This is a genomic window from Rheinheimera sp. MMS21-TC3 (assembly GCF_032229285.1).
GTDB lineage: Bacteria > Pseudomonadota > Gammaproteobacteria > Enterobacterales > Alteromonadaceae > Alishewanella.
The window spans coordinates 2975350-2999597 of record NZ_CP135084.1 but is presented as its reverse complement, the minus strand read 5'-3'; the positions used below and the strand labels follow the sequence as shown (position 1 = coordinate 2999597).

The window sequence follows — 24248 nt, the reverse complement described above, 5'->3', positions numbered from 1 at the left end:
CTATTGCTTGTAGTGCCGCTGTAACCTATAAGCCAACAATTAGATGTTGTGGCAATCAATAGGAGGAATGTCATGACGACAAATTCAGCTATGCAAGCACCTTTCTACCCTATAATTTATGTCCGTGGCTTTGCTGCTACTATGTCAGAAATTGATGAGACTACAGCAGATCCTTATATGGGGTTTAACCGTGGTTCAACAGTGATACGACAAGATCATCAACGTAAAGCTATCCCTTTTATTTTCGAGTCACCTTTATTGCGTTTAATTAAAGATCATCAATATGTTGATGCTTTTCAAGGTGGAGGTTATCAAGAACAACCAGCACAAGTGCAAGCTCGTTCAATTTGGGTGTTTCGTTACTATGAGCGTGCATCTAACCTGCTAGGTAATGGTGAACGAGTAACTATGGAGCAATTTGCATTAGATTTACGTAGTTTTATTCTGCGAGTAAGGGCTGCCACTTGTGGCGATGACCCCGTGCGAAAGGCCGCTTTCAAAGTACACTTAGTTGCTCATTCAATGGGGGGCCTAGTTTGTCGTTGTTATCTACAGAATATTTGTCAATATGGCGCTCCAGAAGGTTTAGATAGTACTGGATTAGAGCTAGTGCAAGATGGCCCTAGTCCACATTATGTCGATAAAATGTTTACTTATGGTACACCGCATAATGGTATAGATATTATGGGAGTTAATGTCCCTGATCTTGGCCCTATAGATCGGTTTCAAATTTCAAACTTTGATAAAGATCGGATGCGTGAATATTTAAAAATCAGTAAAACATCTAAGGCCGTAAATACACTTGATGGGGCATTTGAACCACAAAATTGTTTTTGTTTTATTGGTTCTAATTACAAAGATTATGATGCATTTTTTAAGCTTTCAAAGCGAGTTACTGGGCCTGCCAGTGATGGCTTAGTTATGATGGCTAATGCTTATGTTGAAGAAGCACCGCGGGCGGTCGCTTATCGCAGCCATTCAGGTACTTTTGGTTTGGTAAACTCTGAGTCTGGCTATCAAAACTTAAGACGATTTTTGTTCGGCTCTTTACGCATAACGGCAAAATTATATGTTGATAAAGTAGATTTACCGCCAGGTGTACAGAAGAGGTTTGATCAAGGTGCTGAAGTTAGAGGCTCTTACTATTTTGATACCGTAACTGGCGTTAGGGCAGGGCCTAACTATGTTTTGAATGAGCGGCGCTATAATCATGCATCGGCGTTATTACGCACTTTTGCAGAATTGATTGATGATAAAAAACCCGTTTATTTATTTACTGGCTATTTAACCAAAGAGGCAAGGCAGGCTTCAGATCAAGCGTTAATGTTTATGATTGACTTTGGCGTGCGTATTCCCCTATTTGAAATCAATCGTAAGTTTTGGTTTGACGAGCACTTTGAAGGTTTTATGTATCAAGAGCATATTACTTTAGCTATTCGCGATAAAACGCTACGTTACGGTCTTTCTTTCAACGATGGTATTGGCAATGCACCCCATATTGCAGATATAACTGAACAAGATGGCCAGCGGCAAATAAGTATAGATGTTGGAACCGAGTCTACAGCTAAACCCGGCTTCCAAGGTAGGCTAGTCTTGATAGTGGATAATTGGCTTTAGAGCAATCAATTCGGTCCAAGTGTCCGAATTGTTTACATTCTAGTGTGTGCATTAACCGGCGCTTAGCTTAAGTTATTGATAAGTATAGGTAAATAAAGTTGGCTTAATTGTTGCTTTGTTTACTTGGATGGTATGTGAAATTATTAATATATAAGAGAAAGATACAATGAATACTAAAAGCTTAACAATAACAAAACTGTTGTCAGCCGTATTTGGCTTGGCTATGCTTTCTACTACTGCAAATGCTTCTGTTATTTTTGACTCAGGGCTTCCTACAGGTTGGGATTGTACTGGTACTTGTGGCGTAGCAGGTGCCGATGGCGACATTACCAGTTCACCTTTTTCAGGCAACTATGGCTGGGTAGCGACCACTAATGGCGTTCTTGGTTTGGGTTTACCAGGGCTGGAAGGGCAAACAGGTTCTATGTTGCGTTCATCATTGTTTGCAGCAGCAGAGCATGATGATTTAAAGTTTTATTTTAACTATGTAACTTCTGATGGTTCTGGTTATGCTGACTATGCATGGGCTAGATTACTTGATGAGTCGTATAATCAAGTAGCAATGTTATTTACGGCGCGTACTTTACCTTCAGGTACTATTGTTCCAGGTATGGGAATGCCGGCGCCAGAAGCCACATTAAACCCAGGTACAGTTAGTATTATTAATGGTGCGCCTACTTGGTCGCCGTTAGGCGCTTCTTCAGCTGACTGTTATGATAGTGGCTGTGGTTATACTGGTTGGATTGAATCTACGTTTCAAATTGCTGCTGCGGGTAATTATTTCTTAGAATTTGGTGCTGTTAATTGGACTGACAGTGCATATGATTCTGGTTTAGCTTTTGATGGTATTACTGTAGGTGGAGTCCAAGTTGGTGTGCCTTCAGTGTCTGAGCCTGGTACCTTATTAATGTTTGGTTTAGCGCTTACCTTCTTTGCTAGAAGAAAGTTTAAAGCTTAAATAAATTTTAACTATAAAAAAGCCAACTTCGCAGTTGGCTTTTTTGTTTCGCAGCTTTGTTAGCTTTAAACTTAGACTCTAGCAACTGGCTCTAAATTGAAATAGCAGCTTATAAACTTAATAAGTAATCTAAGGCGCCACAAACGGCAGCAACTTGGGCTTGAATACATTGCTCTGGTGTCGCAGTTGGGCTATCAGGGTAGACCTCAGTTGTGCTAACTAAAGGCGCATTGGTTACGCTGCCACATAGGCCTAGCGAGGCTTTAGCATAGTTGATAACACCAGGTTGTTGTATTGGCTCACCAATGAGTTTGCCATTGTCATCTGCAGGGGCAATATGAGTAACCTTTGCAACAGCATCAATAATAGCTTTTTGCAGGGCTGGACTTGGATGCTCACTGTCGTCTACGGTGTAAAAGCCGTCTGGAATATTCCAATTAAGGTTTATGGTGCCATCATGTGCGGCTTTGGCTGGCCTAAATTCGCTGTTGTCGCTATCGGTGGTTTCATGTAAATCAATATGTAGCGCAAAATTTGTATTCAATGATTGCAAATATTGACGTGCTGCTAAAGCTTCTGCGGCTTTACCCTCAGGACCAAAACTGCGGTTAGGATCAATAGCTTCCGGGTTCCAGCGGTTAATGGTTTCATAACCCCAAGGGCTAATACAGGGCAAAACTACTATATTAAAATGGCGGCTATATTCAGCGGCTTTGGTTTGTAAAAAACGCAGTGCACCATGGACACCGCTAGTTTCATAACCATGAACGCCACCTGTAACTAGCACAGTTGCTTTATTTGGCTGCCAATCGCGGCTTTTAACTGCATATAAAGGGTAAGTTTTTTCACATACGGCTTTGTAATCAAGCTCGCCATATTTAACTAGATTAAACTCTGCAGCTAAGGCTTCTATGTCAGGTAACACTTCAGTAAAAAAGCTGCGCTTTATGCTTTGCTCGGCTAACCACTGAGCTTTTTCTGCTGCTCTCCAAGGTTGGCCTGTGGTACCAATGTGATAGGTTTTATTCATATTCAATCCTGTTTTCGGCATTCTGAAATCTGCCTACTATAGCATTTACCTCTTAAGCTCGGCTATCTTACTCAATTGACTCGCTTTGTTGAAAATAAGCTAAACAATGTTGATAAAAGGCATTAACTAAACGAGACATGGGAGCGTGGGCTGAATGAATAAACCCATACTCATGGCTAATGGTATTGGATAGTGGCACTAATCGCATATCTTTATCTACATATTGTTTGGCTAATATTTTATTAATAATTGCTATGCCTTGCTGGCGTTTAACATAAGCGCAAGCGGTAGCAATATTATGGGTTTCTATTTTTACACGGGGTATGATCCCCTCACGTTGAAATAGCTGTTCTAAATTTTGCCGAGAAGGACGGCCTTTACCAAGTAATACTAAAGGCTCACTGCAAAGTTGGGTTAACTGGATACTAGACAGCTTAGCTAAAGGGTGTTGGCCTGGCACAGCACAGACTAAAGCACTTTTTAAAATAGGGTAGCAAATTAAACCAGGATGCTGTTCAGGCAGTTGAGTAAAGCCGCAATCTATTGAACGTTGGGCGACGAGTTCACGCGCTTGTTGCGGACTTTGGCTATCAATACTGATCGAAACAGCAGGGTACACAGCCATAAAACTCGCTACGGCATCGGCTAAAGGACCCGAGCTAAAACTGGCTGGGGCAACAATAGTTAAAGAGCCAGCATCAAATTTACGTAAATTGCGAGCTAAAGCTAAAAATCTATCAGCATTATTAAGTAGTAATTCAATTTCAGCCCGTAATCGCAAGGCTTCATCGGTAGGGATTAGTCGGCTATGTTCACGATAAAATAATGCATAACCAATTGACTGTTCTAATGAAGCTAGTAAACGGCTAATACCCGGCTGAGTTAAGCCCATTTGTTTGGCTGCTGCAGTAGCAGAGCCCGTCTGCATAATAGCGTGAAAACACTGTAAACTTTTTAGGTTAAGCATAACCTCTTCCTATAAACAGAAACTCTGCAATCGCATACCTATAGCGTTTTGTTATGGGTGTATGATTATTTATTATAATATTGCATAGCTTGCATTGCTTTGCTAGCTTTTATGGTAATTAAACACCAATCTGTTACAGGTAACGGGGTAAAGCAATGAAACAACAACGATATAACTTATCTGCAATTATGTTAGCTATGATAGGCGCTAGCGCCATCATCGCCACACCGGCAGTAGCACAGCAGCAGGAAGGTAATGCAGCAGAAAGCAAAGTTGAAGTAATTTCGGTTACAGGTTCTCGCATTAGCCGCCGTGGTGAGACAGAAGGTAGCCCAATTCAGACTATTAATAAAGATGAGATGGAAGTGCAAGGTGCCGTATCTTTAAGTGCCGTATTACAAGAGATGCCATCAGTGGGTGGTAGTTTAAATGATAATGGTAGTGCTGGCACTAGTCATGGTACGGCTAGTATTAATTTACGTAACATGGGTGAAAACCGCTCTTTAATCTTGGTAAATGGTAACCGTTGGGTCAACGGTGCTGGTAGCCGAGGATTTCGTGACTTTGTTGATTTAAATACTATTCCTTATGCCATTATTAGTAACGTTGAAGTGTTACAAGATGGTGCCACAGCGATTTATGGTGCTGATGCCATTGCCGGTGTGGTAAATATTCAAACAGTAAAAGACTTTGCGGGTGCTAAATTAAACGCCTATTACGGCCAAACTAGTAAAAGTGATCGTGAAACTGTTAATTTTGATGCCTTAGTTGGCCAGGACATTGGTGAGCATAATTTAATGTTTGCTGCCAGCTTTTCAAAGCAAAAACCTATAATGACTCAAGATAGAGCATTAACAGCAATGCCATTAAACGGGATACCGCTAGGCAGCGCTGAAGGTTTATTTACTGAAAAGAACTTACAAGGTGTAATGGGCTTTCCTATTCCTAAAGAAGGTATTACCCGAGAGCCAAACAGTAATGGTGCTGATTTAGCGAATTGGCGTCCAGCTAACAGTGATGACAGGTTTAATCGTTACCATGATAACTATGTAGTTGGACCAAGTGAGCGGATGAGTTTATATGCTCAAGGTGTGTTTGTCTTACCTGATACTGGTATATTTGAAGATACTAAAGTAAGAGTAGAAGCTTTATATAATGAGCGAACGTCTGATCAGCAGTTCTCAGCTGTTATTCCGACCGTGCGTGGTAGCCGTGGTTTTATTATTGCTGATGACCCTAGAGTAAACCCTTTTGGTGTTGAATTCTCTGGTAACGACTTTGTAGCAAATAACTTCTTTACTGATAATGGTTTGCGCCGTAACGAGCAAAATGTTAAAACCAGTCGTTTAGGTGTAGGTATTGAAGGTTATTTACCAGGCGATTGGCGCTGGGATGCTTTTGCTTCTTGGGCACAAAATAAAGGTGAGTTTACTTCCTACAATCAGCTGCACTTAGATAAGTTAGCCTTAGGTTTGCGTGCGTGCGATGCTAGCGGTATCACTGCGAATATTAATGACTTACAAGCGGGCTGTGTGCCAGTTAACTTATTTAACCCTCTGACTGAGGATATGGTCAATTATATTAACTTTACTGGCCATGATAAAAACAAAGCAGAGCAGCTGCATGCCCGCTTTAATATTACAAACGCCATTTTTGAGCTGCCAGCCGGTGATGTGTTAGTGGCAGCCGGTGCAGAATATCGCAAAGAAAAAGGCACTGATACCCCTGATGATATTATTAACTCTGCCCCTAGGGTAAATAGTTATAACACAACGTCTTCATCGCCTAGAACCGGCACTGTTGGTGAGTATGACTTATACGAAGCTTATGCTGAGTTTAATGTCCCGCTGTTAGCTGATGTCACGCTAGCCAAATACTTAGAATTAAACTTAGCCACCCGTTTTTCTGATTACAGCACTTTTGGTAACACTACCAATAGCAAAGTTGGCTTAATTTATCGCCCAATAACAGATTTAATGTTAAGAGCTACTTGGGCTGAAGGTTTCCGTGCGCCATCATTGTTAGAGTTGTATGAAGGTGAGCGCGAGTCGTTTTATGCGGTAAATGATCCCTGTGCAACTAATAATGCCTTACCAGGTTGCGTCGGTGTACCAGCAAGTTATATCCAAAATGAATCAAACGTGCCTATTACAGTGGGTGGAAATTTACAGTTAACGCCAGAAACTTCTATTAACCGCTCAGTTGGCTTTGTTTATACCCCAGAGCAATTGGCTAATTTTAGCCTGACAGCTGATTGGTACAATATTGAGATAGATAACACCATCAGCACTTTTGGTACCCAAAATCTAGTGAATTTGTGCGCTTTTACTGGCAAAAATTGTAACGTTATCAGCCGCGCTACTAACGGTGAAATTCTGAATGTAATCGATGGCCCGGTTAACCTTAACCGTACAGAAGTATCTGGTGTCGATGCTGTTGCCCGCTACAAAATGGATACTGACTATGGTCGTTGGAACTTTAGTGCCAGTGTTAGCAAGTTAACTAAGTTACTAGAAGAGTCTACCTTAGCTGATGGCAGTACAGTGTCACTAGATAAGGCAGGTACAGCAGGTTCGCGTGAATCTTATCCAGAATGGCGTGCCGGTTTAACCGCGCAATGGCAGCACAATGCTTGGTCAGCAGCCTATAACTTACGTTATATCGGTGAAAGTACTGAAACCTTTGCAAATGCACCTCGACACATAGGTTCGGTAGCTTATCACGGTGTATCTGGCGGCTATAAATTTGAGCAAGGTTTATCATTGCGAGTAGGCGTAAATAACTTGTTTGATAAACAGCCTCCAGTATCTTTAGTTAATCTAAATATTAACTTTGATCAGCAAACCTATAATGCCGTTGGTCGCTTTATATATATGCAACTGAGCTACCAGTATTAAGTTTTGTTAATCATTCTTGATTAATGACTTCTATATAAACACTTTTGTTTACTAGCTATAGCGGAAAAATCGCCGCTATAGCTTTGGGACTCTATTTATGAAGCCTGAAATTAGCGAAAGCTATATACTACATTTACCGCAAACTGCTGTACAACCGTTAGTGTTTGATTCACCACATAGCGGCATGGTGCTGCCAGAAAATTTTCAGCCTTTGGCTAGCCTTACACAAATGCAGACGGGATGGGATGCTTTTGTCGATGAGCTATGGATGCCAAGTACCGAGCAAGGTGCTACGGTACTCGCAGCTACAACGTCGCGAATGTATATTGACTTAAACCGAGCGCCAGATGATATTCCTGCAGTGATGTTAGATGGTGATTGGCCAGCTCCACTTAATCCTACTGCTTATAGTGAGCGTGGTATGGGGTTATTGCGACAATGGGCACTGCCAGGGCAAGCGATGTATGCAAAACCTTTAGCTGTTGAAGAGGTGCAACAACGTTTGACTCGTTACTATCTACCGTATCATCAACGGTTACAGCAGCTATTAGATCAGCGCTATCAAGAATTTGGTGCCGTGTGGCATGTTGATTGTCACTCGATGAAATCCAAAGGTAATGCTATGAATGTTGATGCTGGCACTGCTCGAGCAGATTTTGTTATTGGTAACCGAGACGGTCAGTCAGCTAATGCCGGCTTTACTAATGTGATTGTTAATAGCTTAAAAAAAATGGGCTATCAAGTGAGCTTAAATCAGCCTTATAAAGGGGGCTATTTAACTCAGTGTTATGCTAATCCTGCCCAACGCCGGCATAGCATTCAAATTGAAATTAATCGTCATTTGTATATGGATGAAGCTAGCTTTAGTAAACACCTAGGTTTTACTGAGTTACAGGCCAATTTACAGTTATTAACTACAGAAATGCTTGCCTATATTCAAGCTGATTTATGTTCAGTTTTTTAATAAAGCATTATTTAGATTTAGCATAAGCTAGATAAGTGCTGAGGAATCATTATGTCGCAGTCTAAGGTTGAGAGTAATAACCAGGTAGCCCTTAAACCAAAAACGCGTAACCCAATCGTAGTATTGCTGTTTATTTTAGTGATAGCTGCAGTCCTCACCTATGTGTTGGACTCTGGCAGTTACCAGCGTGAAAACGGTTTAGTAATTGCCGATAGCTACCAAATGATAGAAAAAGATCGCTCTATCAGCCATTTATTTAGTAGCGTTCAACAAGCACCTGCAGGCGAAGCGCGTCCTGTAGGGGCAGTTGATGTGTTAATGTCTATTCCACAAGGCTTGCAGCGTGGCGCTGGCTTGATTTTTATGGTGCTGGTGATAGGGGGCATGTTTGGCATTCTTAATGCGTCAGGTGCAGTAGATGCAGGGTTAGAGCGGCTGCTGAATATGGTGCAGGGTAATGTTTATGGTTTAGTCATATTTTTAATGACCATTTTTGCTTTAGGTAGCACCTTTTTAGGCTTAGCATCAGAGTACCTATTAATTATCCCACTCATGGTCGAATTAGTGCGTCGTTTAGGCATGCAGCCTATTATTGGCTTAGCTATTGTCACCGTTGCCGTTAAGGTTGGCTATTTATCCTCTATTACTAACCCCTTACCTTTAACCATTGCTCAGCCACTATTAGGTTTACCTGTATTTAGTGGTGCTGGCATGCGTGCATTATTCTTTGCTTGTTTCTTAGTGGTGGGTATTGGCTTTATGCTGCTAGTGATTAAAAAAGCTGGCTTTGCTAATCAACCTAAGCATGAAGTTTGTAATAAACGTTTAAGCAACCGCCATTTATTATTGTTGCTAACTTTATTGGCAGGAGTAGGAGGATTAGTTTATGCCTCTACTACTTGGCAGTGGCATAACCAGCAATTGACCGCTTACTACCTAGGTTTAAGTATCTTGCTGACTATTATTAGTGGCATGGGGGCTAGCGCAGCCGCTGATGCTTTTGTTAGTGGTATGAAAAAAATTCTACTTGCCAGTATTTTAATTGGTGTCGCTATGGCCATTGCTATTACGCTAGAAAACGGCAAGGTGTTAGATAGTGTGGTGCATGGTCTGGTAAATTTAGTCGGTGAAGATAATGCTTATGTTGCTGTAGTGGGTATGTTTGGCTCGCAACTATTATTGGATGTCATGATCCCATCTACTTCAGGTCAAGCGGCTGTGAGCATGCCTATTTTAGGCCCAATGGGCCAATTAGCCGGTGTCTCTGGACAAAGCACTGTACTGGCCTTCTTATTTGGTAATGGTATTACTAATATGATTACGCCTACCTCAGGTACCTTACTGGCTTATTTAGCTACTGCCCAAGTTGGCTGGACTCAGTGGGCGCGCTTTATTGCACCCTTGGTCGCCATTTTTGCATTTATGGCAGGATTAATGTTGATGTTTGCTGTGTATGTTGGCTTCTAGATCTGGCAATTAAACTTCGCAGTTCAGATTGCAGTTGCAACTAAAGAGCCTACCTGATGCGTAGGCTCTTTATGCTTAAAGGGTTTTGAACGATTATCTGTTATCTAAGCGGTTATAGTCTAATAAGCCGGCTTCTATAGGGTTAAGTTGATTAAAAATAGCATTGAGTTGGTCACTAAACTGCCAAAAGTCGCTGGCGGTTCTGCGCACACCATAATTATTTAATAATCGCTGATAATCTTGTTCATTGGTTAGCTGCTGGGCCATAGCGACGACTTTAGCTAGGTCAGTTTCTTTAACATGCCAAAATACATTGGGATAGCTACCTAATAAACCATTAACAATAGTCATATTATCATTGGCATAGTCACGGTTACTTTCCTCTTTAAATAAACTGTTCACATTGTAGTGGGCGCTATTTCTTATCAAGGTAAATAATTGCGGCGCTAAGTTGCTGTCAGTGGGCTGCAGCATAATCATGGTCAGTTCAGGTAAAAGCGACGCCGCTTTGCCTTTAATTTTGCCCAGCTGCTGCAATAAGGCCTGGCTGTTTACGCTCAAAGAGCTGTTTTCTAGTTGGTAACGCTTTGGTTGAACTTGGCTTAGTTTGTTGGCAAAAATTTGATAAAGCTCGGCTTTAGGTTGGTCAGTATTAAAAGTGATACCAGTAGGCTGAGCAAAGGGGTTAATATCGCCGGCAATAAACTGAGTTAATTCAACCCCCGCTTTTTGATACCAGTCTTTAAATTCAGCGCGGCGTACCTCTGGCGGTAAATAAGCTAGGAAGTTAGACTCGCCTTCCATGCGTAAAAAGTCCATATATAAGCGGGTCATTAATTGATGACCATAGTTACCATAGACATCAAAGCCAGCAACTAATAAATAATGAATGCGCTCTAGCAATACATAATCAATAACCCAAGCGGTTTTTGGTGCATCGCCTATTAAGCCTTTTACTACAGTCGCATTATCAAAGTGGCGAAACACAGTAAGGCTAGCGTTATTATTAGTGCCATCCCCATCCCATAACGCATCGGCTGTTAAATGGCGGCCATCTTTTAACACGCTGTTTAAAAAGTCGCTGCGAGCGCGTAAGTAATTACCTTGGCGTTTGGCATAAGCCGGCCAATTAATGGCACGAGCCGAGCTTTCGTCTTCAGCTGGCAAGCGTAAGTTATCTTTTTGAGCTAGATAAAAGGCTTCTACCTTGTCGTTAGTAACAAGATCAGGGTCAAGAAAATATACCCAAAAATGATCGTTTATTACGTTTAATGCCACTTGGCCACGACAAACGGGGCCTTTGATATAGCCCATAATTGTATTTTCAGCCCGCTCTAGCATAAAACGATAACGCGCATTAACCGGCAGTTGCACAAAAGCCGTTAGCGGATTAGCAGCAATTTCTGGCTGATAGCTAGGTAGCTCTGCCACCTTATAATCGGCTGCAACAAACCACTGCTGCCACTTAGCTAATAAGTCTTTATTAATTGGATAGGGTTGGTGGGTTTTATTAACAATAGTGGCCCGCACCGGTTGTAAGCGATAATAGACTCTGCTTACCTTAGGATCGTCGTAAGGGCGTCGACTAGCGACTATGTCAATTGCTTGGCCTGGCGGAGTTGTTGAGCGGACTAAGTTATAAAACTGCGGTTGCTGTTGCGCAGTAACCAGTTGCTCAAAATAGAGGTGTGAGGTAAATAAATGCTCATAAATATAACGCGCACTTAGCTGCATTTTTAAGCTATCGTCGTTAAGCCAAGTTTCTAGTTTTTGTATGGCTTGTAATTCGCTATCAGCTAAAGGCGGCTCGGTTGTCATTTTTGCCCCTTGGGCTAACCAAGTGAGTAATTTGCTATGCTCATCAGGAGCTAAAGCGGGCAAACCATAAGGCATGCCAGCTAAAGGCTGGTTACTGGCAAAGCCATCAAATTCTTCTATAGTTGGGCACTGCTGAGCTCTGTTTAAGCTAAAATCAAACTGGTTTGACAAAATAGTCGTATCTGGCAGCGGATGTTGCTGCTTTAACATTAGACTGCGGGCTAATAATGAGGCTTGGGTATTGGCTTCAATATTTTGTTTGCGCTCATTCAGTACAGGAAAAAAGCCACGCTCACGCCATTGCTGTATTTCTAAGGCATCGATAAATAAACGATTAGGCTTAGCAGCATTAAAACGAGTTGCATCATAAACTAAGTCTTTATGGGCGCCGCGCTCTATGCCGGCAATAGAGCTTAAATTAAGCTGGCAGGGCGAGTCATAACAAGCGTGACAGACAACACAGCGCTGTTCTAAAATGGGTTTAACCGTTTGATGATAAACATCATCTTTAGCAGCATTAACTGCAGAGCTTATTGCGCTAGCTCGGTTTGTCGGGGTTGTTTCACCAAATTTTTGATTAAGATCACGCGTTGCAAGTGCAGCACAGCCAGCAATAATAACTAGCATGACTAGTAAAACGGTTTTATTAATACGAAATTTTGCAGCCATGCTGTCTCCGCAGCCTAATTAGAGATGTTGAATAATAACGTTATTTTAGGTTATTTACGAATTATGGCCGGTTAACTTATTACTGCTGTATTTTTTACCAGTGATGTCCATTCTAAAATCTTAGTTGCTGTGCTAATCTGCCAAGATATTGTTTTTGTAGAGAGTTAGCATGCTGCAGCCTGGCTTTGTGGTTATTCATAGTAATCAATTAGAAACGCTACGCGAGTTACTGGTACAGTGGTTAAGTGCTAATCCAGTGCCCGTACTGGGCACAGAAGAGGTGCTAGTACAAAGTAACGGTATTGCTCAGTGGCTAAAAATGGCCTTAGCCGAAACCGCTAATGGTCATCCTGGTATTGCCGCGGGTTTACAGGTTGAATTACCCAACCAATTTGTTTGGCAGCTTTATCGGGCCGTATTAGGCGAGGCCATTCCTAAAAGCTTACCTTATGATAAAAACAACTTAAGCTGGCGCATTTTAGGCTTATTAAACCAGTTAACCGATCCGGTGTTTGCGCCTTTAAACCGCTATTTACAGCAAGACTTAGATGGGCGAAAAAGCTATCAGTTAGCGCTGCGTTTAGCCGACCTATTCGACCAATATCAAGTGTATCGAGCCGACTGGCTACAACATTGGCGTAATGGCGACGATGTTTTAGCTAAAACCCCCCTTAAAATCGTCCCAGACGATCAATTATGGCAGCCGGCGCTCTGGCGTTTATTGCAGCAGGATATTGCCAGCTCCTCAGGTGATTTAGCCTATTCTAGCCGAGCAGATGTGCATAATCAGGCGTTAGCCGCATTACAGCAAGGCCAATTAGCTAGGCCAGATTTATTGCCTGATCGCATAGTGGTGTTTGGGGTGTCATCGTTAGCTCAGCAAACCTTAGAATTGCTGGCGGCTTTGGGGTCGCAGCGCCAAGTGTTACTAACGGTACTTAATCCGTGTCGGCATTTTTGGGGCGATATTAGTAGCATCAAAGATGATATGCGTGCTAAACAAAAGCGTCAGCAGCGTAAGCCAGGCTTGCCCGAAGTGCTTGATGCCGATGAACTGTATTTACATGCGCCTGTTTTGCTGGCGAGTTTAGGTAAGCAAGGTCGCGATTACATTAGTTTACTGGATAAATTTGACCAACCAGAGCAGTATCAGCATTGGTTTAATAATAAAATAGACTTATTCTCTGAGCCGGTAGCAGATATCGCTAAGCTGCCTTTATTGCAACAGCTACAGCAAGATATGTTAGAGCTAAATGCCAGCCCAACCGAACCTAGAGTCGTAGCCGCTGACGATAAGAGTATTAGCTTTCATGTTGCCCATAGCCGCCAACGTGAAGTAGAAATTCTGCAAGATAATTTGCTCAGTCAATTTTCCAGTGATAGCAGCTTATTACCGCGTGATATTATTATTATGATGCCAGATATTAGCTTATATCAAAGCCATATCCATGCGGTATTTGGCCGCTTAAACCGCGATGATAAACGCTATTTACCTTATACCTTAGCCGATCAAAGTTTGCGTGGCAGTCAGCCGTTAATGGTGGCGTTAGAATATATTTTACAGCTACCAGAGCAACGCTTTACCTTAACCGAAATGAGTGACTTGCTGGATGTTCCTGCCATTCAGCGCCGTTTTGCTATTAATCCTCAGGCGCTAGGGCAAATTCGCTTATGGCTAAATGAAGCGGGGGTGCGCTGGGGGTTAGATGGCGAACAACGTGCTAGCTTAGGCTTAGATCAACTGGCCGATAATTATAGTTGGATGTTTGGTATAGAGCGTATGCTGCTTGGCTTTGCCCTTGGTGATGTTGAACAATGGCAGGGCCGGGCACCTTATGCTGAAGTGTCAGGCTTAGCCGCCGCAGAAGTAGGGCCTTTACTGCAATTTATTCAGCAGCTTAAACATTGGCAGCAACAACTTGTTGCTCAACCCCAAGCCAGCTTAGCAAAGTGGCAACAAATGCTGTTTGCACAGCCCGGTTTATTAACGGATTTATTCGACTTTAGCAGTGATCAAGATCAGCTTATTTATGGCCGTTTAGCTGATGCTATGCAGCAGTTAGTGGATGCTGGCCTAAGTGGAGATTTTAGCGGTGACATTAGTCTAGCAGTGCTGCGTGAAGCTTGGTTAGATCAAGCCAGTGAATCAGGCTTAAGCCAGCGTTTCTTGGCCGGTAGTTTAACTTTTTCTACCTTAATGCCTATGCGGGCTATTCCGTTTAAACGGGTCTATTTACTGGGTTTAAACGATGGCGAATACCCGCGTACTCGGCAAAGTGATGACTTTGATTTAATGGCCAATGATTATCGCCCTGGTGATCGCTCGCGACGTGATGATGATAGATTTTTATTTTTAGAAGCCATGCTCAGTGCTCGACAAGCCTTATATATAAGCTGGGTAGGCAAGCATATTCGCAATAATAGTGAGCTACCGCCTAGCGTACTGGTAAGTCAATTAGGTGATGTAATAACGCAAGGCTGGCAGCATCAGTCAGGCTTACCTGTGTTAAAAGCACTTACCCAAGAATACCCATTACAGCCTTTTTCGCCACGCTATTTTAATGGTGAATACGCAACCTATGCTTATGAATGGCAAGCTGCGCATCAGACTGAGCCAGCATGTACAGACTCACTTAGCAGTACAGCGCAACAAGAGGCTTTGCCGGTATTAAGTGTGCGTTTATTAGATGACTTTTTAGCCAACCCCTGTCGGCATTATTTAAATCAACGCTTTAAAACCCGCTTTTATCAGTCGGCAATGCAAGCGCAGGATGATGAGCCTTTTGTACTCAACACTCTGCAACTTTATCAATTAAAGCAGCAGTTATTGCAACAGCTGTTACATAAACCCGATTTTGATTTATCTGCCGCTGTAGCCCAATTAAGCCAGCAAGCTAAATTACCACTGGCTATATTTGGCCAAAATGTTGCGGCAAGCATAGAGCGTGAAGTAGAGGTAGTTTTTAATCGATATCGCTCTGATGGCATCGCTTGGCAAAAAGCTGCTCAGCCCTTAGCTATTTCCTTGCAGTTTGCTGATGTGGCATTAAACGACAATTTAACTCAGCTCTACCAAGCTGGCTCGTCAGGCATTGAGCAACAAGCACTGATATTATTACGCGCTAGCGCTATTCGTAAAGATGACCAATTGCGTTGGTATACCTTGCGCACTAGTTGGTTACAGCAATTAGTCGCCAATGCGCAAGGCGCTAAGGTAAGCACCTTGCAGTATGGGTTAGATGATAAAGTGCAGCTAATAGCGCAAGCGAAAGACAGCGCTTTTGCGCAGCTACAGCAGTTGGTTAACTATTGGCAACAAGGCTTGCAGCAGCCGCTACCTGTAATGCCAAAAACGGCAATATGTTGGCTGCAAACTCAAGATGCAGAAAAGTGTCGGCAAACCTATGAAGGGGGTTACAACTTTGGCGGTGAACGGGATAATAGCCCCGAGCTACAACGCTATTACCCTGATTTTGCGAGTCTAGAGCAAGCAGGTTTTGCAACATGGGCAGAGCAGCTATATCAACCGTTATTAAATGCCAAATTAGCTAAGCAGGAGTCTGATCTTGACTAAACAACAGGTAAATTCAGATCCCAGTGCTGTGATTACGCTTAAGCCATTACAGTTTGAACTGCATGGCAGCCGATTAATAGAGGCGAGTGCCGGTACGGGCAAAACCTATACCTTGGCTGCGTTATATCTGCGTTTAGTGCTGGGCCATGGTGTCGCCGGGCAAACTGCCTTTAACCGGCCTTTATTACCACCAGAAATATTAGTGGTCACCTTCACTAAAGCGGCAACGGCTGAGCTGCGCGATCGTATTCGGGCTCGCTTAGTGGAAGCGGCTATCGCTTTTCGCCAACACCAAAGTGCGGATAGCTTTATTAAAGATTTATTAGCCGAATACCCGCCAGAATTGCATTTTCGTTGTGCCGGCGTGTTAGAGCGCGCCGCGCAATGGATGGATGAAGCAGCTGTTTTTACTATTCATGGTTGGTGCCAGCGTATGTTAAGCGAGCATGCCTTTGACTCTGGCGCGGCTTTTGGCGAGAACCTCAGCAATGACAATAAGCAATTATTACATACTTTAGCTTGCGATTATTGGCGCAGTTTTTTATACCCATTACAAGATCCAAACCTATTACAGGCGCTGGGGAATGTCAGTAAGTCTCCTGATGACTTACTGGCAGATATTAAGCCTTGGTTACAAGCCGATGCCGGCAACTTACACTTTACCGTTAAGGGTACCGATTTACCTGAAGCCTTAAGCCCAGATCAAGTGGCGCAACCTTTAGCTGATTGGGTAAACCTAATGCAGGCCCATTGTCAGCTAATGCAGCAAGCACTTGATGCTGAAGCCTTAGCGCAGTTAGACGATGCCTATGCTAATAGTTGGTTACACGGCGGTAAGTTTCGCAAAGCAAGCTGGCAAGAGCAGGAGCGCGCATGGTGGCAAAAAATAATAGCAGAGCCAGAGCTGTTACATTGGCAACAAAGCGATTTTGCGAAGAATGTAAAAAAGTTCAGCCTAGAGCATTTAACAGCCGGCACTAAAAAAGGCCAGCCATTAGTGCAACATCCGGTGTTTGCTTTGTTTGATCAGGCTTTGCAGCTATTAGAGCAGCAACCTGATATCGCCATTCATGTTCGCCATCATGCGGCCTTATGGTTAACCGCAGAATTTAGGCAACGTAAAAAGCAAGGAGCTGAGCGCGACTTTAACGACTTACTTCTTGATTTACACCAAGCCCTAAATGCCCCAGGTGGAGAAGTGCTTGCCGCGCGTATTCGCCAGCAATATCCGTTTGCTATGGTTGACGAGTTTCAAGACACAGATCCAATACAGTTTGCTATTTTTCAGGCTATTTATCCTGATGTTACTAGCCGCGAAACAGGGCTAGTGTTAGTGGGCGATCCTAAGCAAGCTATTTATAGTTTCCGTGGCGCAGATTTACATACTTACTTGCACGCTAAGCGTTTAACTGAGCAGCGTCATTATAATTTAAGTACAAACTATCGTTCGACTACAGACCTAGTGGCTGCGGTGAATGCGTTATTTAGCCAAGCAGAGCAAAGCCCTCAAGGCGCTTTTGGATTTGGCTCTGCTGCTACTGATACTAATGCTACGGATGCTAATAGTGATAGCCAGACTCGCACACCGCTGCCTTTTTTAGCCGTTAAGGCGCAAGGTAAAGCCGAACACTTTATTTTAGCTAGCCAAGCAAATCCGGCCCAAACTGTGTCTGCGCAAGCTGTGCCGGCTGTTAACTATTGGCTGCCCGATATTGCAACTGAGGAGTTAAAAAAAGGCGCTTATCAGCAATTAATGGCAGCTGCCTGTGCCGACCAAATAGCCTTTATTTTAAGCCAAGCACAACAAGCTAAAGCGGGTTTTGTTAAGTCAGACGCGGCTAAGCATGCTGAGTTTATGCAAGTTGAGCTTACGCAAGACGAATTTACGCCAGTACAGCCTTCTGATATTGCTATTTTGGTTCGAGATCGTAATGAAGCCGCTTTGGTAAGAAAACAGCTAAGCCAGCGGCAAATTCGTTCGGTTTATTTGTCTGACAGTGAATCTATTTTTGCCAGTGCCGAAGCCTCAGCGTTATTATTTTGGCTGCGGGCCTGCTATGAAATAGAGGATGAAAATGCCCTACGTATGGCCTTAGCGTTACCCTTATCAGGGCAAACGGATGCTAAATTAGACTATTACTTTAATAACGAGCCAGCATGGGAAGCCTTAACAGAGCAAGTGCGCGAGTTTAAATTAGTTTGGCGCTTTAAAGGGGTGCTGGCGCTAGTGCAAGCTTGGTTGCATTACTTTGAACTGCCCAGTTTATGGTTAAGCCAAGAGCAAGGCGAGCGTACTTTAACCAATATATTGCACTTAGCTGAATTATTGCAGCATGAAAGCCAGCAACGCGATGGTGAAACGGGTTTAATTCGCTGGTTAGCCGAGCAAATAGAGCAGCCCGATAGCGCGGAAGAGCAACAACTGCGGCTAGAGAGTGAGCAACAACTAGTGCAAGTGGTGACTATCCATAAAAGTAAGGGCTTACAATACCCGCTGGTATTTTTACCCTTTATTTGTGGCTATAAAGCGGCGTCGGCTAAACAGCCTCAGCGTTATTACGATGGCACTAAAATGGTGCTAGATTTAAGCCCAGATGAAGCTGCGGTTGAGCAAGCCGAACGTGAACGTTTACGCGAAGATATTCGGCTGTTATATGTTGCCTTAACCCGGCCTATTTATGCTTGCTGGTTAGGCTTAGCAGCTTATAGTGAAGGCCGAAGTAAAGGCAGTAAAATTGCCCTTAGCGGCATGGGTAATCTATTGCAGTTGGGTGCTGATGTTGATCAGCAAAAACTCGCCGCCGTTTTGGCCGACTTACCTTGGCAGCAACAGCCTATTTTAGAGCAACAACCACCCTTAGCTGCCACTGCCACCGCAGAATTAAGCCCAGCTTTACGTTTAGCTTCAGCCGTCAACCGGCAACGCTGGTGGATTGCGAGTTACTCGGCGTTACGTAAAGCCGATAGCCACAGTACGAATAGGCTAATAGCAAACAGCCCAGAAACTGAGGCTAGTAGTGACTTAGCTGCCGATACGGCCTTAGATACCCAGCGCTTAGAAGAAGCGTATGAACCCGTCGCAAGCAGTGAGCTACAAGAGTCCATTCATGACTTTCCGCGTGGTGCCGTTGCTGGTACGTTTTTGCACCAATTATTTGAGCAAGCGCAGCAACAGGAGTTTAGCCAATGTGATGCAACAGCCATTAACGCAATTTTAGAGCAAAGCTTGCCACGGCATAACTGGCAGTCATGGCAGCCAGTATTAGCCCCTTGGTTTGCCACTATGCTAAGCACGCCTATTTCAGCCTTAGGGGTAAGTTTATCGGGCTTAGGGCAGCAACGAGCTGAGCTAGAATTCTGGCTAGAAACCCGTCAGGTTGATGTGCTGGCGCTAGATAAGATTATTAGCCAAGCTATTTTGCCAGGCCAAACTAGGCCAATGTTATTAGCCGATAACCTAAATGGCATGCTTAAAGGTTTTATCGATTTAACCTTGCAAGATAGTCAAGGTCGCTATTGGGTGTTGGATTATAAGTCGAATTGGTTAGGCGATAATAACGAGGCGTATAACCAAGACAGCATGCAACAAATGTTTTTACAACACAGATATGATGTGCAAGCAGCGTTATATCTGCTGGCCTTGCATCGGTTGTTAAAACAACGTCAGCCTGGTTATTTAGCCGCGCCAGAGCACTATATTGGCGGTGCTTTATATTGGTTTATTCGAGCCCCTAGCGAGGGTCAGCTAGATATCATGCCAAGCCCAGCATTACTGCAGGCTTTAGATCAGCTGTTTGCTAATGAAAGTGACTAATGCTGGCAGCTAAGGTTAGTAATTAATAGCCATGCATAACAATAAGCCATCAGTGTAAAATAAGGCGGGGAACTCATGTCAAATAAGGTTCATTTAACGGCAACAGCGCCAGTGCAAGATCTAGCCGCTATGCAGCAACTTTTGCAACGCTGGGTAGACCGACGCTGGCTGCGAGCACTCGATGCTCAGCTGCCGCTGACCTTAAATCAAGTTGTTGCCGAGCCGCAACCGCTGGTTTGGTTGCTATGTGCTTTGCTTTGCCACCAATATGGTCGTGGCCATAGCTGTATTTTATTGCAAGACTTAATAACCAACCCCGATAGCTTGTTAAGTTTGCCACCACAAAACCAGTATGCGCAATTTTTCTCTGATAGACCTTCGCATATTTTAGCGGCAATTAGCCTAAGCGATATAGAGCAAGCATTGGCCAGTAGCCACTGGCTTAAGCAAGATGAAATATCTCCTTTAGTGTTAGCCGATAACCGCTTGTATTTACATCGCTTATATCAAGCCGAGCAAATAGTTAAGCAGCAAATTAGCCAGCGAGTACAGCAACAAATAAGTTTAAGCCCAGTGCTTAAGCAGCGTATAGAGCAGTTATTTCCAAGTGCCGAGCCTAGCCAAGATGGCAGCCGCGAGACCGACTGGCAAAAATTAGCTTGTGCTATGGCATTGCAGCGTCATTTTGCCATTATTACCGGCGGCCCAGGTACTGGTAAAACAACCACAGTGGTTAAGCTATTGGCCTTAATTCAGCACAGTGCGACAGAGCTAACTGAGCCTGAACAAGCTGGCAGTCAGCGTGCTTTAACGATTAAGCTTGCTGCACCTACTGGTAAAGCTGCGGTGCGCTTAACGGAGTCAATCAGCGGTGCTATCAGCAAGTTACCAGCACAGATGCAAGCTGGCATTCCAACCGAAGTGGTAACACTACACCGTTTATTAGGCGCTATGCCTAATCGGCGTCAATTTAAACACAATGCCGAGCAACCGTTAGCGTTAGATGTGCTAGTGGTAGATGAAGCCTCTATGGTTGACTTAGAAATGATGGCGGCTTTGTTGCAAGCCTTACCTAGCCATGCTCGGTTAATATTACTCGGCGATAAAGATCAGCTAGCCTCAGTGGAAGCAGGCTCTGTACTAGGCGATTTATGCCGCGGTGCCGAATTAGGCGGTTACTTGCCGCAAACCCTGAGTTTATTAGCGCCCTTTAGCGCAACAGACTTAAGCCCTTGGCAGGGGAATGGCACTGTGCTTAATCAAGCCACAGTTATGTTAAGAAAGTCGCATCGGTTTGATGCTAACTCGGGAATAGGCCAGCTAGCCTTTGCCGTGAACCGCGGTGAAACCAGCGCCGGCAATTTATTTAATCAATATACCGATATTCAATTACTAGCTGGTAATAAGCTAGAAAGCTTAAAGCCTGTTGTTGTCGCGGGGTATCGTCACTATTTACAGCTTGTGCAACAGCAAAGCAGTTATAGTGCTAGCACTGCCAGCAGCGATATTAGAGACAGCGATAGCAGCAATAACATTTGGGCCAAAGCTGTGTTAGCTGCCTATAGTCAATTTCAGTTATTGTGCGCCTTGCGTAGTGGAGATTGGGGAATTGAAGGGCTAAACCAGCAAATAAGCCGCTGGTTAATGGCCGAAGGCCTGCTGGATTGTTCACAGCAATGGTACAACGGTCGGCCTATTATGATGCAGCGCAATAACTATAGCCTAGGCTTAATGAATGGTGATATTGGTATTACGTTACTTGATGCTAGCAGCGGCAAGCTACGAGTAGTGTTTCAATTAGCCGATGGCAGCTTAAAATGGGTGTTACCCAGCCGGTTAACAGATATTGAAACCGTATTTGCCATGACAGTGCATAAGTCGCAAGGCTCTGAATTTAGTCATTGCTGTTTAGTGTTGCCACCCGATAATAGCCCAATATTAAGCAGGGAATTACTTTATACCGGTATTACCCGAGCCAAAAAGCAATTTACTTTATTGTGTGGCGATAGCCAGATTTTAGCCCAAACCATTACAAAACGGGTTAGTCGTAGTAGTGGTTTGTAGTGGCAATCAATAACAATTTAGCTGCAAGGGGTTTTAAGTGTTATGACCCCTTGAAGCTTGGCTAAATTAGTTAGGCTAGGTTGTCTTCGCCAACGCGGATCACTAGTTTACCGAAGTTTTTACCTTCTAATAAACCAATAAAAGCGTCAGGCGCAGTGGCTAGGCCGTCAACAATTTGCTCTTTATAGTGAATTTTACCTTGCTGCAGCCATTGCACCATATCTTGAGCAAATTCATTATAGCGATGAGCATAATCATCAAAAATAATAAAACCTTTTACTGTCATGCGCTTAACTAAAATGGCGCCCATTAACTGGCCTAAACGATCTGGCCCTGCTGGCAGTTCAGTCGCATTATATTGCGAAATTAAGCCACAGACTGGAATTCGCGCTCCAGTGTTTAATAAGGGTAATACGCCATCTAGCACTTTGCCACCGACGTTTTCGTAATAAACATCAATGCCTTTAGGGCAAGCCTCGGCTAATTGCTGGGCAAAATCTTCGGCTTTATGATCAATACAGGCATCAACACCCAGTTTTTCTAAAGCATAAGCACATTTTTCTGCCCCACCCGCTATGGCCACCACCTTACAGCCTTTTAGCTTAGCTATTTGTGCCACTACTGAACCCACTGCACCTGTTGCCGCAGCAACAACCACCGTTTCACCAGTTTGTGGTTTACCGATATCAAGTAAGCCCATATAAGCAGTAAAACCTGGCATACCCATAATGCCTAGGGCATAAGAAGGCGGCATTAGATTGGGATCGAGCTTAATTAAGCCAGCGCCATCACTTACAGCGTAGTCTTGCCAGCCGTTAAAGCTAAGCACCCAGTCACCGGCTTTAAAATCAGCATGCTTACTTGCATGCACTCGGCTAACAGTACCGCCAACCATAGGGCTATTAATAGCAACAGGATCAGCATAAGATTTGGCATCGCTCATACGGCCACGCATATAAGGATCTAGGCTAAGGTAAACTGTGCGTAATAACAGTTGGCCATCACTAATACTTGGGATCTCAGTGCTGATAAGAGCGAAATTGTCGCTAGTAGGCGCACCTTGTGGTCGTGATGCTAAGGTTAATTGACGATTAACTGTATTGCTTTGTTGATTTATTTGGTTTGGCATTTGGTTTGACATTGTTATCCCTTATAAAAATGTTCACTGCACTTAAATGGGCGAATTAGCAAATAGCCACAGAGTAAGCCGCTACTTGACTAGTCAACGCAGTTATAGGCTGGCTTGTAAAATGCTACGGCATAAATCAGGTGTCACATCGCCATGTTCACCTAAGGCCACCATATTATGTTTAGTTAAACTATGGATCAGCGGCTCTATATGTTCAGCGCCAAGCTGGTAGTCACTTAAGCGGGTTGCCACGCCAAGAGACTCAAAGAAGGCACGCATTTTTTCAATGGCCGCTTCCGCTTTTTCATCATCAGTACCGTTTTCTATATGCCAAACCCGCTGGGCAAACTGAACCAGTTTAGTCATTTTGCTGGCTTTGCGCTGGCGCAGCATTTCCGGTAACACTATGGCTAAGGTTTGAGCATGATCTAAGCCATGCTGGGCAGTTAATTCATGGCCTAACATGTGAGTCGCCCAATCTTGCGGCACACCAGCACCAATTAAACCATTTAAGGCTAATGTTGCAGTCCACATTAAGCTGGCGCGTACTTGATAGTTTTCTGGTTCAGCTAAGGCTTTAGGGCCAATTTCAATTAAGGTTTGCAATAAGCCTTCGGCAAAGCGATCTTGCACTGGCGCGTCAGCGGCATAGGTTAAGTATTGCTCCATTACATGAACAAAAGCATCTACTACGCCATTAGCAATTTGTTTTTGCGGTAAGCTGTAGGTTTTCACCGGATCTAAAATTGAAAACTGGGGAAATAATAATGGGCTACCAAAAGGCAGCTTAGCTTGTAATGATTTACGCGTAATAACCGAGCCACTGTTCATCTCTGATCCTGTTGCCGGTAACGTTAATACCGTAGCAAAGGGCAGGGCTTGTTTTATATGTTTACCGCCGGTAACCAGAATTTGCCAAGCATCTTCTGGGTATAAGGCTGCAGCCGCGACAAATTTAGTACCGTCTATTACCGAGCCGCCACCTACAGCCAATAAAAAATCAATATTATGCTGCTTTATTAGCTCTACCGCCTGAATTAAGGTTTCATAGCTAGGGTTTGGCTCTATGCCTGAGAACTGATGCGTTTCGCGCTCACCTAAAGCGCTAAGCACCTCATCTAAGGTACCGTTTTTCTTAGCACTTTCACCGCCAAGTAATACCAGTACTTTGGCATCGGCTGGCACTAGCTGGTTAATTTTGGCAATTTTACCTGCGCCAAATTCAATTCGAGTTGGGTTATAAAAACTAAAATCTTGCATAAAATACCTTCTTTATAAAA

13 protein-coding genes are annotated in these 24248 nt (G+C 43.6%); 8 read left to right on the top strand and 5 right to left on the bottom strand.

The window, feature by feature from the left end; genetic code table 11:
- Window positions 1–72 precede the first annotated feature (72 nt).
- Together RDV63_RS14535 and RDV63_RS14530 are read left to right on the top strand one after the other, a co-directional pair.
- Window positions 73–1617 carry a hypothetical protein gene (locus RDV63_RS14535; RefSeq protein WP_313910219.1) on the top strand — a complete coding sequence of 515 codons (1545 nt, stop codon included), beginning with the start codon at window positions 73–75 and terminating at the stop codon, window positions 1615–1617.
- Between the two features lie 166 nt (window positions 1618–1783).
- Window positions 1784–2575, top strand: coding sequence for an NF038132 family protein (locus RDV63_RS14530; protein ID WP_313910218.1), 792 nt, complete (start codon window positions 1784–1786; stop codon window positions 2573–2575).
- 109 nt (window positions 2576–2684) lie between these two features.
- Here the strand turns inward: RDV63_RS14530 and RDV63_RS14525 are convergent, their stop codons facing one another.
- Window positions 2685–3605: a M14 family metallocarboxypeptidase gene (locus RDV63_RS14525; RefSeq protein WP_313910217.1), complete on the bottom strand. Its 921-nt coding sequence runs from the start codon at window positions 3603–3605 to the stop codon at window positions 2685–2687.
- Between the two features lie 67 nt (window positions 3606–3672).
- Complete coding sequence (locus RDV63_RS14520; RefSeq protein ID WP_313910216.1) at window positions 3673–4572, bottom strand: LysR substrate-binding domain-containing protein; 900 nt, start codon at window positions 4570–4572, stop codon at window positions 3673–3675.
- Between the two features lie 155 nt (window positions 4573–4727).
- On the opposite strand from RDV63_RS14520, the gene RDV63_RS14515 reads away from it, so the two are divergent.
- From RDV63_RS14515 to RDV63_RS14505, 3 genes are all read left to right on the top strand, one after another.
- Complete coding sequence (locus tag RDV63_RS14515; protein WP_313910215.1) at window positions 4728–7469, top strand: TonB-dependent receptor; 2742 nt, start codon at window positions 4728–4730, stop codon at window positions 7467–7469.
- 97 nt (window positions 7470–7566) lie between these two features.
- Window positions 7567–8433, top strand: a complete 867-nt coding sequence (locus tag RDV63_RS14510) for an N-formylglutamate amidohydrolase (RefSeq protein WP_313910214.1) — start codon at window positions 7567–7569, stop codon at window positions 8431–8433.
- Window positions 8434–8484: 51 nt separating this feature from the next.
- A complete protein-coding gene (locus RDV63_RS14505; protein ID WP_313910213.1) occupies window positions 8485–9900 on the top strand; it encodes a hypothetical protein in 1416 nt (471 codons plus the stop codon).
- A 93-nt stretch (window positions 9901–9993) separates the two neighbouring features.
- Here the strand turns inward: RDV63_RS14505 and RDV63_RS14500 are convergent, their stop codons facing one another.
- Window positions 9994–12387, bottom strand: a complete 2394-nt coding sequence (locus RDV63_RS14500) for a fatty acid cis/trans isomerase (protein ID WP_313910212.1) — start codon at window positions 12385–12387, stop codon at window positions 9994–9996.
- Between the two features lie 169 nt (window positions 12388–12556).
- On the opposite strand from RDV63_RS14500, the gene recC reads away from it, so the two are divergent.
- From recC to recD, 3 genes are all read left to right on the top strand, one after another.
- The gene (recC, locus tag RDV63_RS14495; protein WP_313910211.1) at window positions 12557–15961 is read left to right on the top strand and encodes an exodeoxyribonuclease V subunit gamma; all 3405 of its coding nucleotides are present in this window, start codon (window positions 12557–12559) and stop codon (window positions 15959–15961) included.
- Window positions 15954–19775: an exodeoxyribonuclease V subunit beta gene (gene recB / locus RDV63_RS14490; protein ID WP_313910210.1), complete on the top strand. Its 3822-nt coding sequence runs from the start codon at window positions 15954–15956 to the stop codon at window positions 19773–19775. The genes recC and recB overlap by 8 nt, the downstream gene beginning before the upstream one ends.
- Window positions 19776–19850: 75 nt before the next feature.
- Window positions 19851–21839, top strand: coding sequence for an exodeoxyribonuclease V subunit alpha (recD, locus tag RDV63_RS14485; protein WP_313910209.1), 1989 nt, complete (start codon window positions 19851–19853; stop codon window positions 21837–21839).
- Window positions 21840–21909: 70 nt separating this feature from the next.
- Here the strand turns inward: recD and RDV63_RS14480 are convergent, their stop codons facing one another.
- Both RDV63_RS14480 and RDV63_RS14475 read right to left on the bottom strand, forming a co-directional pair.
- Window positions 21910–22980, bottom strand: a complete 1071-nt coding sequence (locus tag RDV63_RS14480; protein WP_313910208.1) for an NADP-dependent oxidoreductase — start codon at window positions 22978–22980, stop codon at window positions 21910–21912.
- Between the two features lie 90 nt (window positions 22981–23070).
- A complete protein-coding gene (locus RDV63_RS14475) occupies window positions 23071–24228 on the bottom strand; it encodes an iron-containing alcohol dehydrogenase (RefSeq protein WP_313910207.1) in 1158 nt (385 codons plus the stop codon).
- Window positions 24229–24248 lie beyond the last annotated feature (20 nt).

Coding starts and splice junctions, on each gene's coding strand:
- RDV63_RS14535 (WP_313910219.1), top strand. CDS start 73: ATGACGACAAATTCAGCTATGCAAGCACCTTTCTACCCTATAATTTAT.
- RDV63_RS14480 (WP_313910208.1), bottom strand. CDS start 22,980: ATGTCAAACCAAATGCCAAACCAAATAAATCAACAAAGCAATACAGTT.
- RDV63_RS14525 (WP_313910217.1), bottom strand. CDS start 3,605: ATGAATAAAACCTATCACATTGGTACCACAGGCCAACCTTGGAGAGCA.
- RDV63_RS14505 (WP_313910213.1), top strand. CDS start 8,485: ATGTCGCAGTCTAAGGTTGAGAGTAATAACCAGGTAGCCCTTAAACCA.
- RDV63_RS14500 (WP_313910212.1), bottom strand. CDS start 12,387: ATGGCTGCAAAATTTCGTATTAATAAAACCGTTTTACTAGTCATGCTA.
- recC (WP_313910211.1), top strand. CDS start 12,557: ATGCTGCAGCCTGGCTTTGTGGTTATTCATAGTAATCAATTAGAAACG.
- RDV63_RS14475 (WP_313910207.1), bottom strand. CDS start 24,228: ATGCAAGATTTTAGTTTTTATAACCCAACTCGAATTGAATTTGGCGCA.
- RDV63_RS14515 (WP_313910215.1), top strand. CDS start 4,728: ATGAAACAACAACGATATAACTTATCTGCAATTATGTTAGCTATGATA.
- RDV63_RS14530 (WP_313910218.1), top strand. CDS start 1,784: ATGAATACTAAAAGCTTAACAATAACAAAACTGTTGTCAGCCGTATTT.
- recD (WP_313910209.1), top strand. CDS start 19,851: ATGTCAAATAAGGTTCATTTAACGGCAACAGCGCCAGTGCAAGATCTA.
- RDV63_RS14520 (WP_313910216.1), bottom strand. CDS start 4,572: ATGCTTAACCTAAAAAGTTTACAGTGTTTTCACGCTATTATGCAGACG.
- RDV63_RS14510 (WP_313910214.1), top strand. CDS start 7,567: ATGAAGCCTGAAATTAGCGAAAGCTATATACTACATTTACCGCAAACT.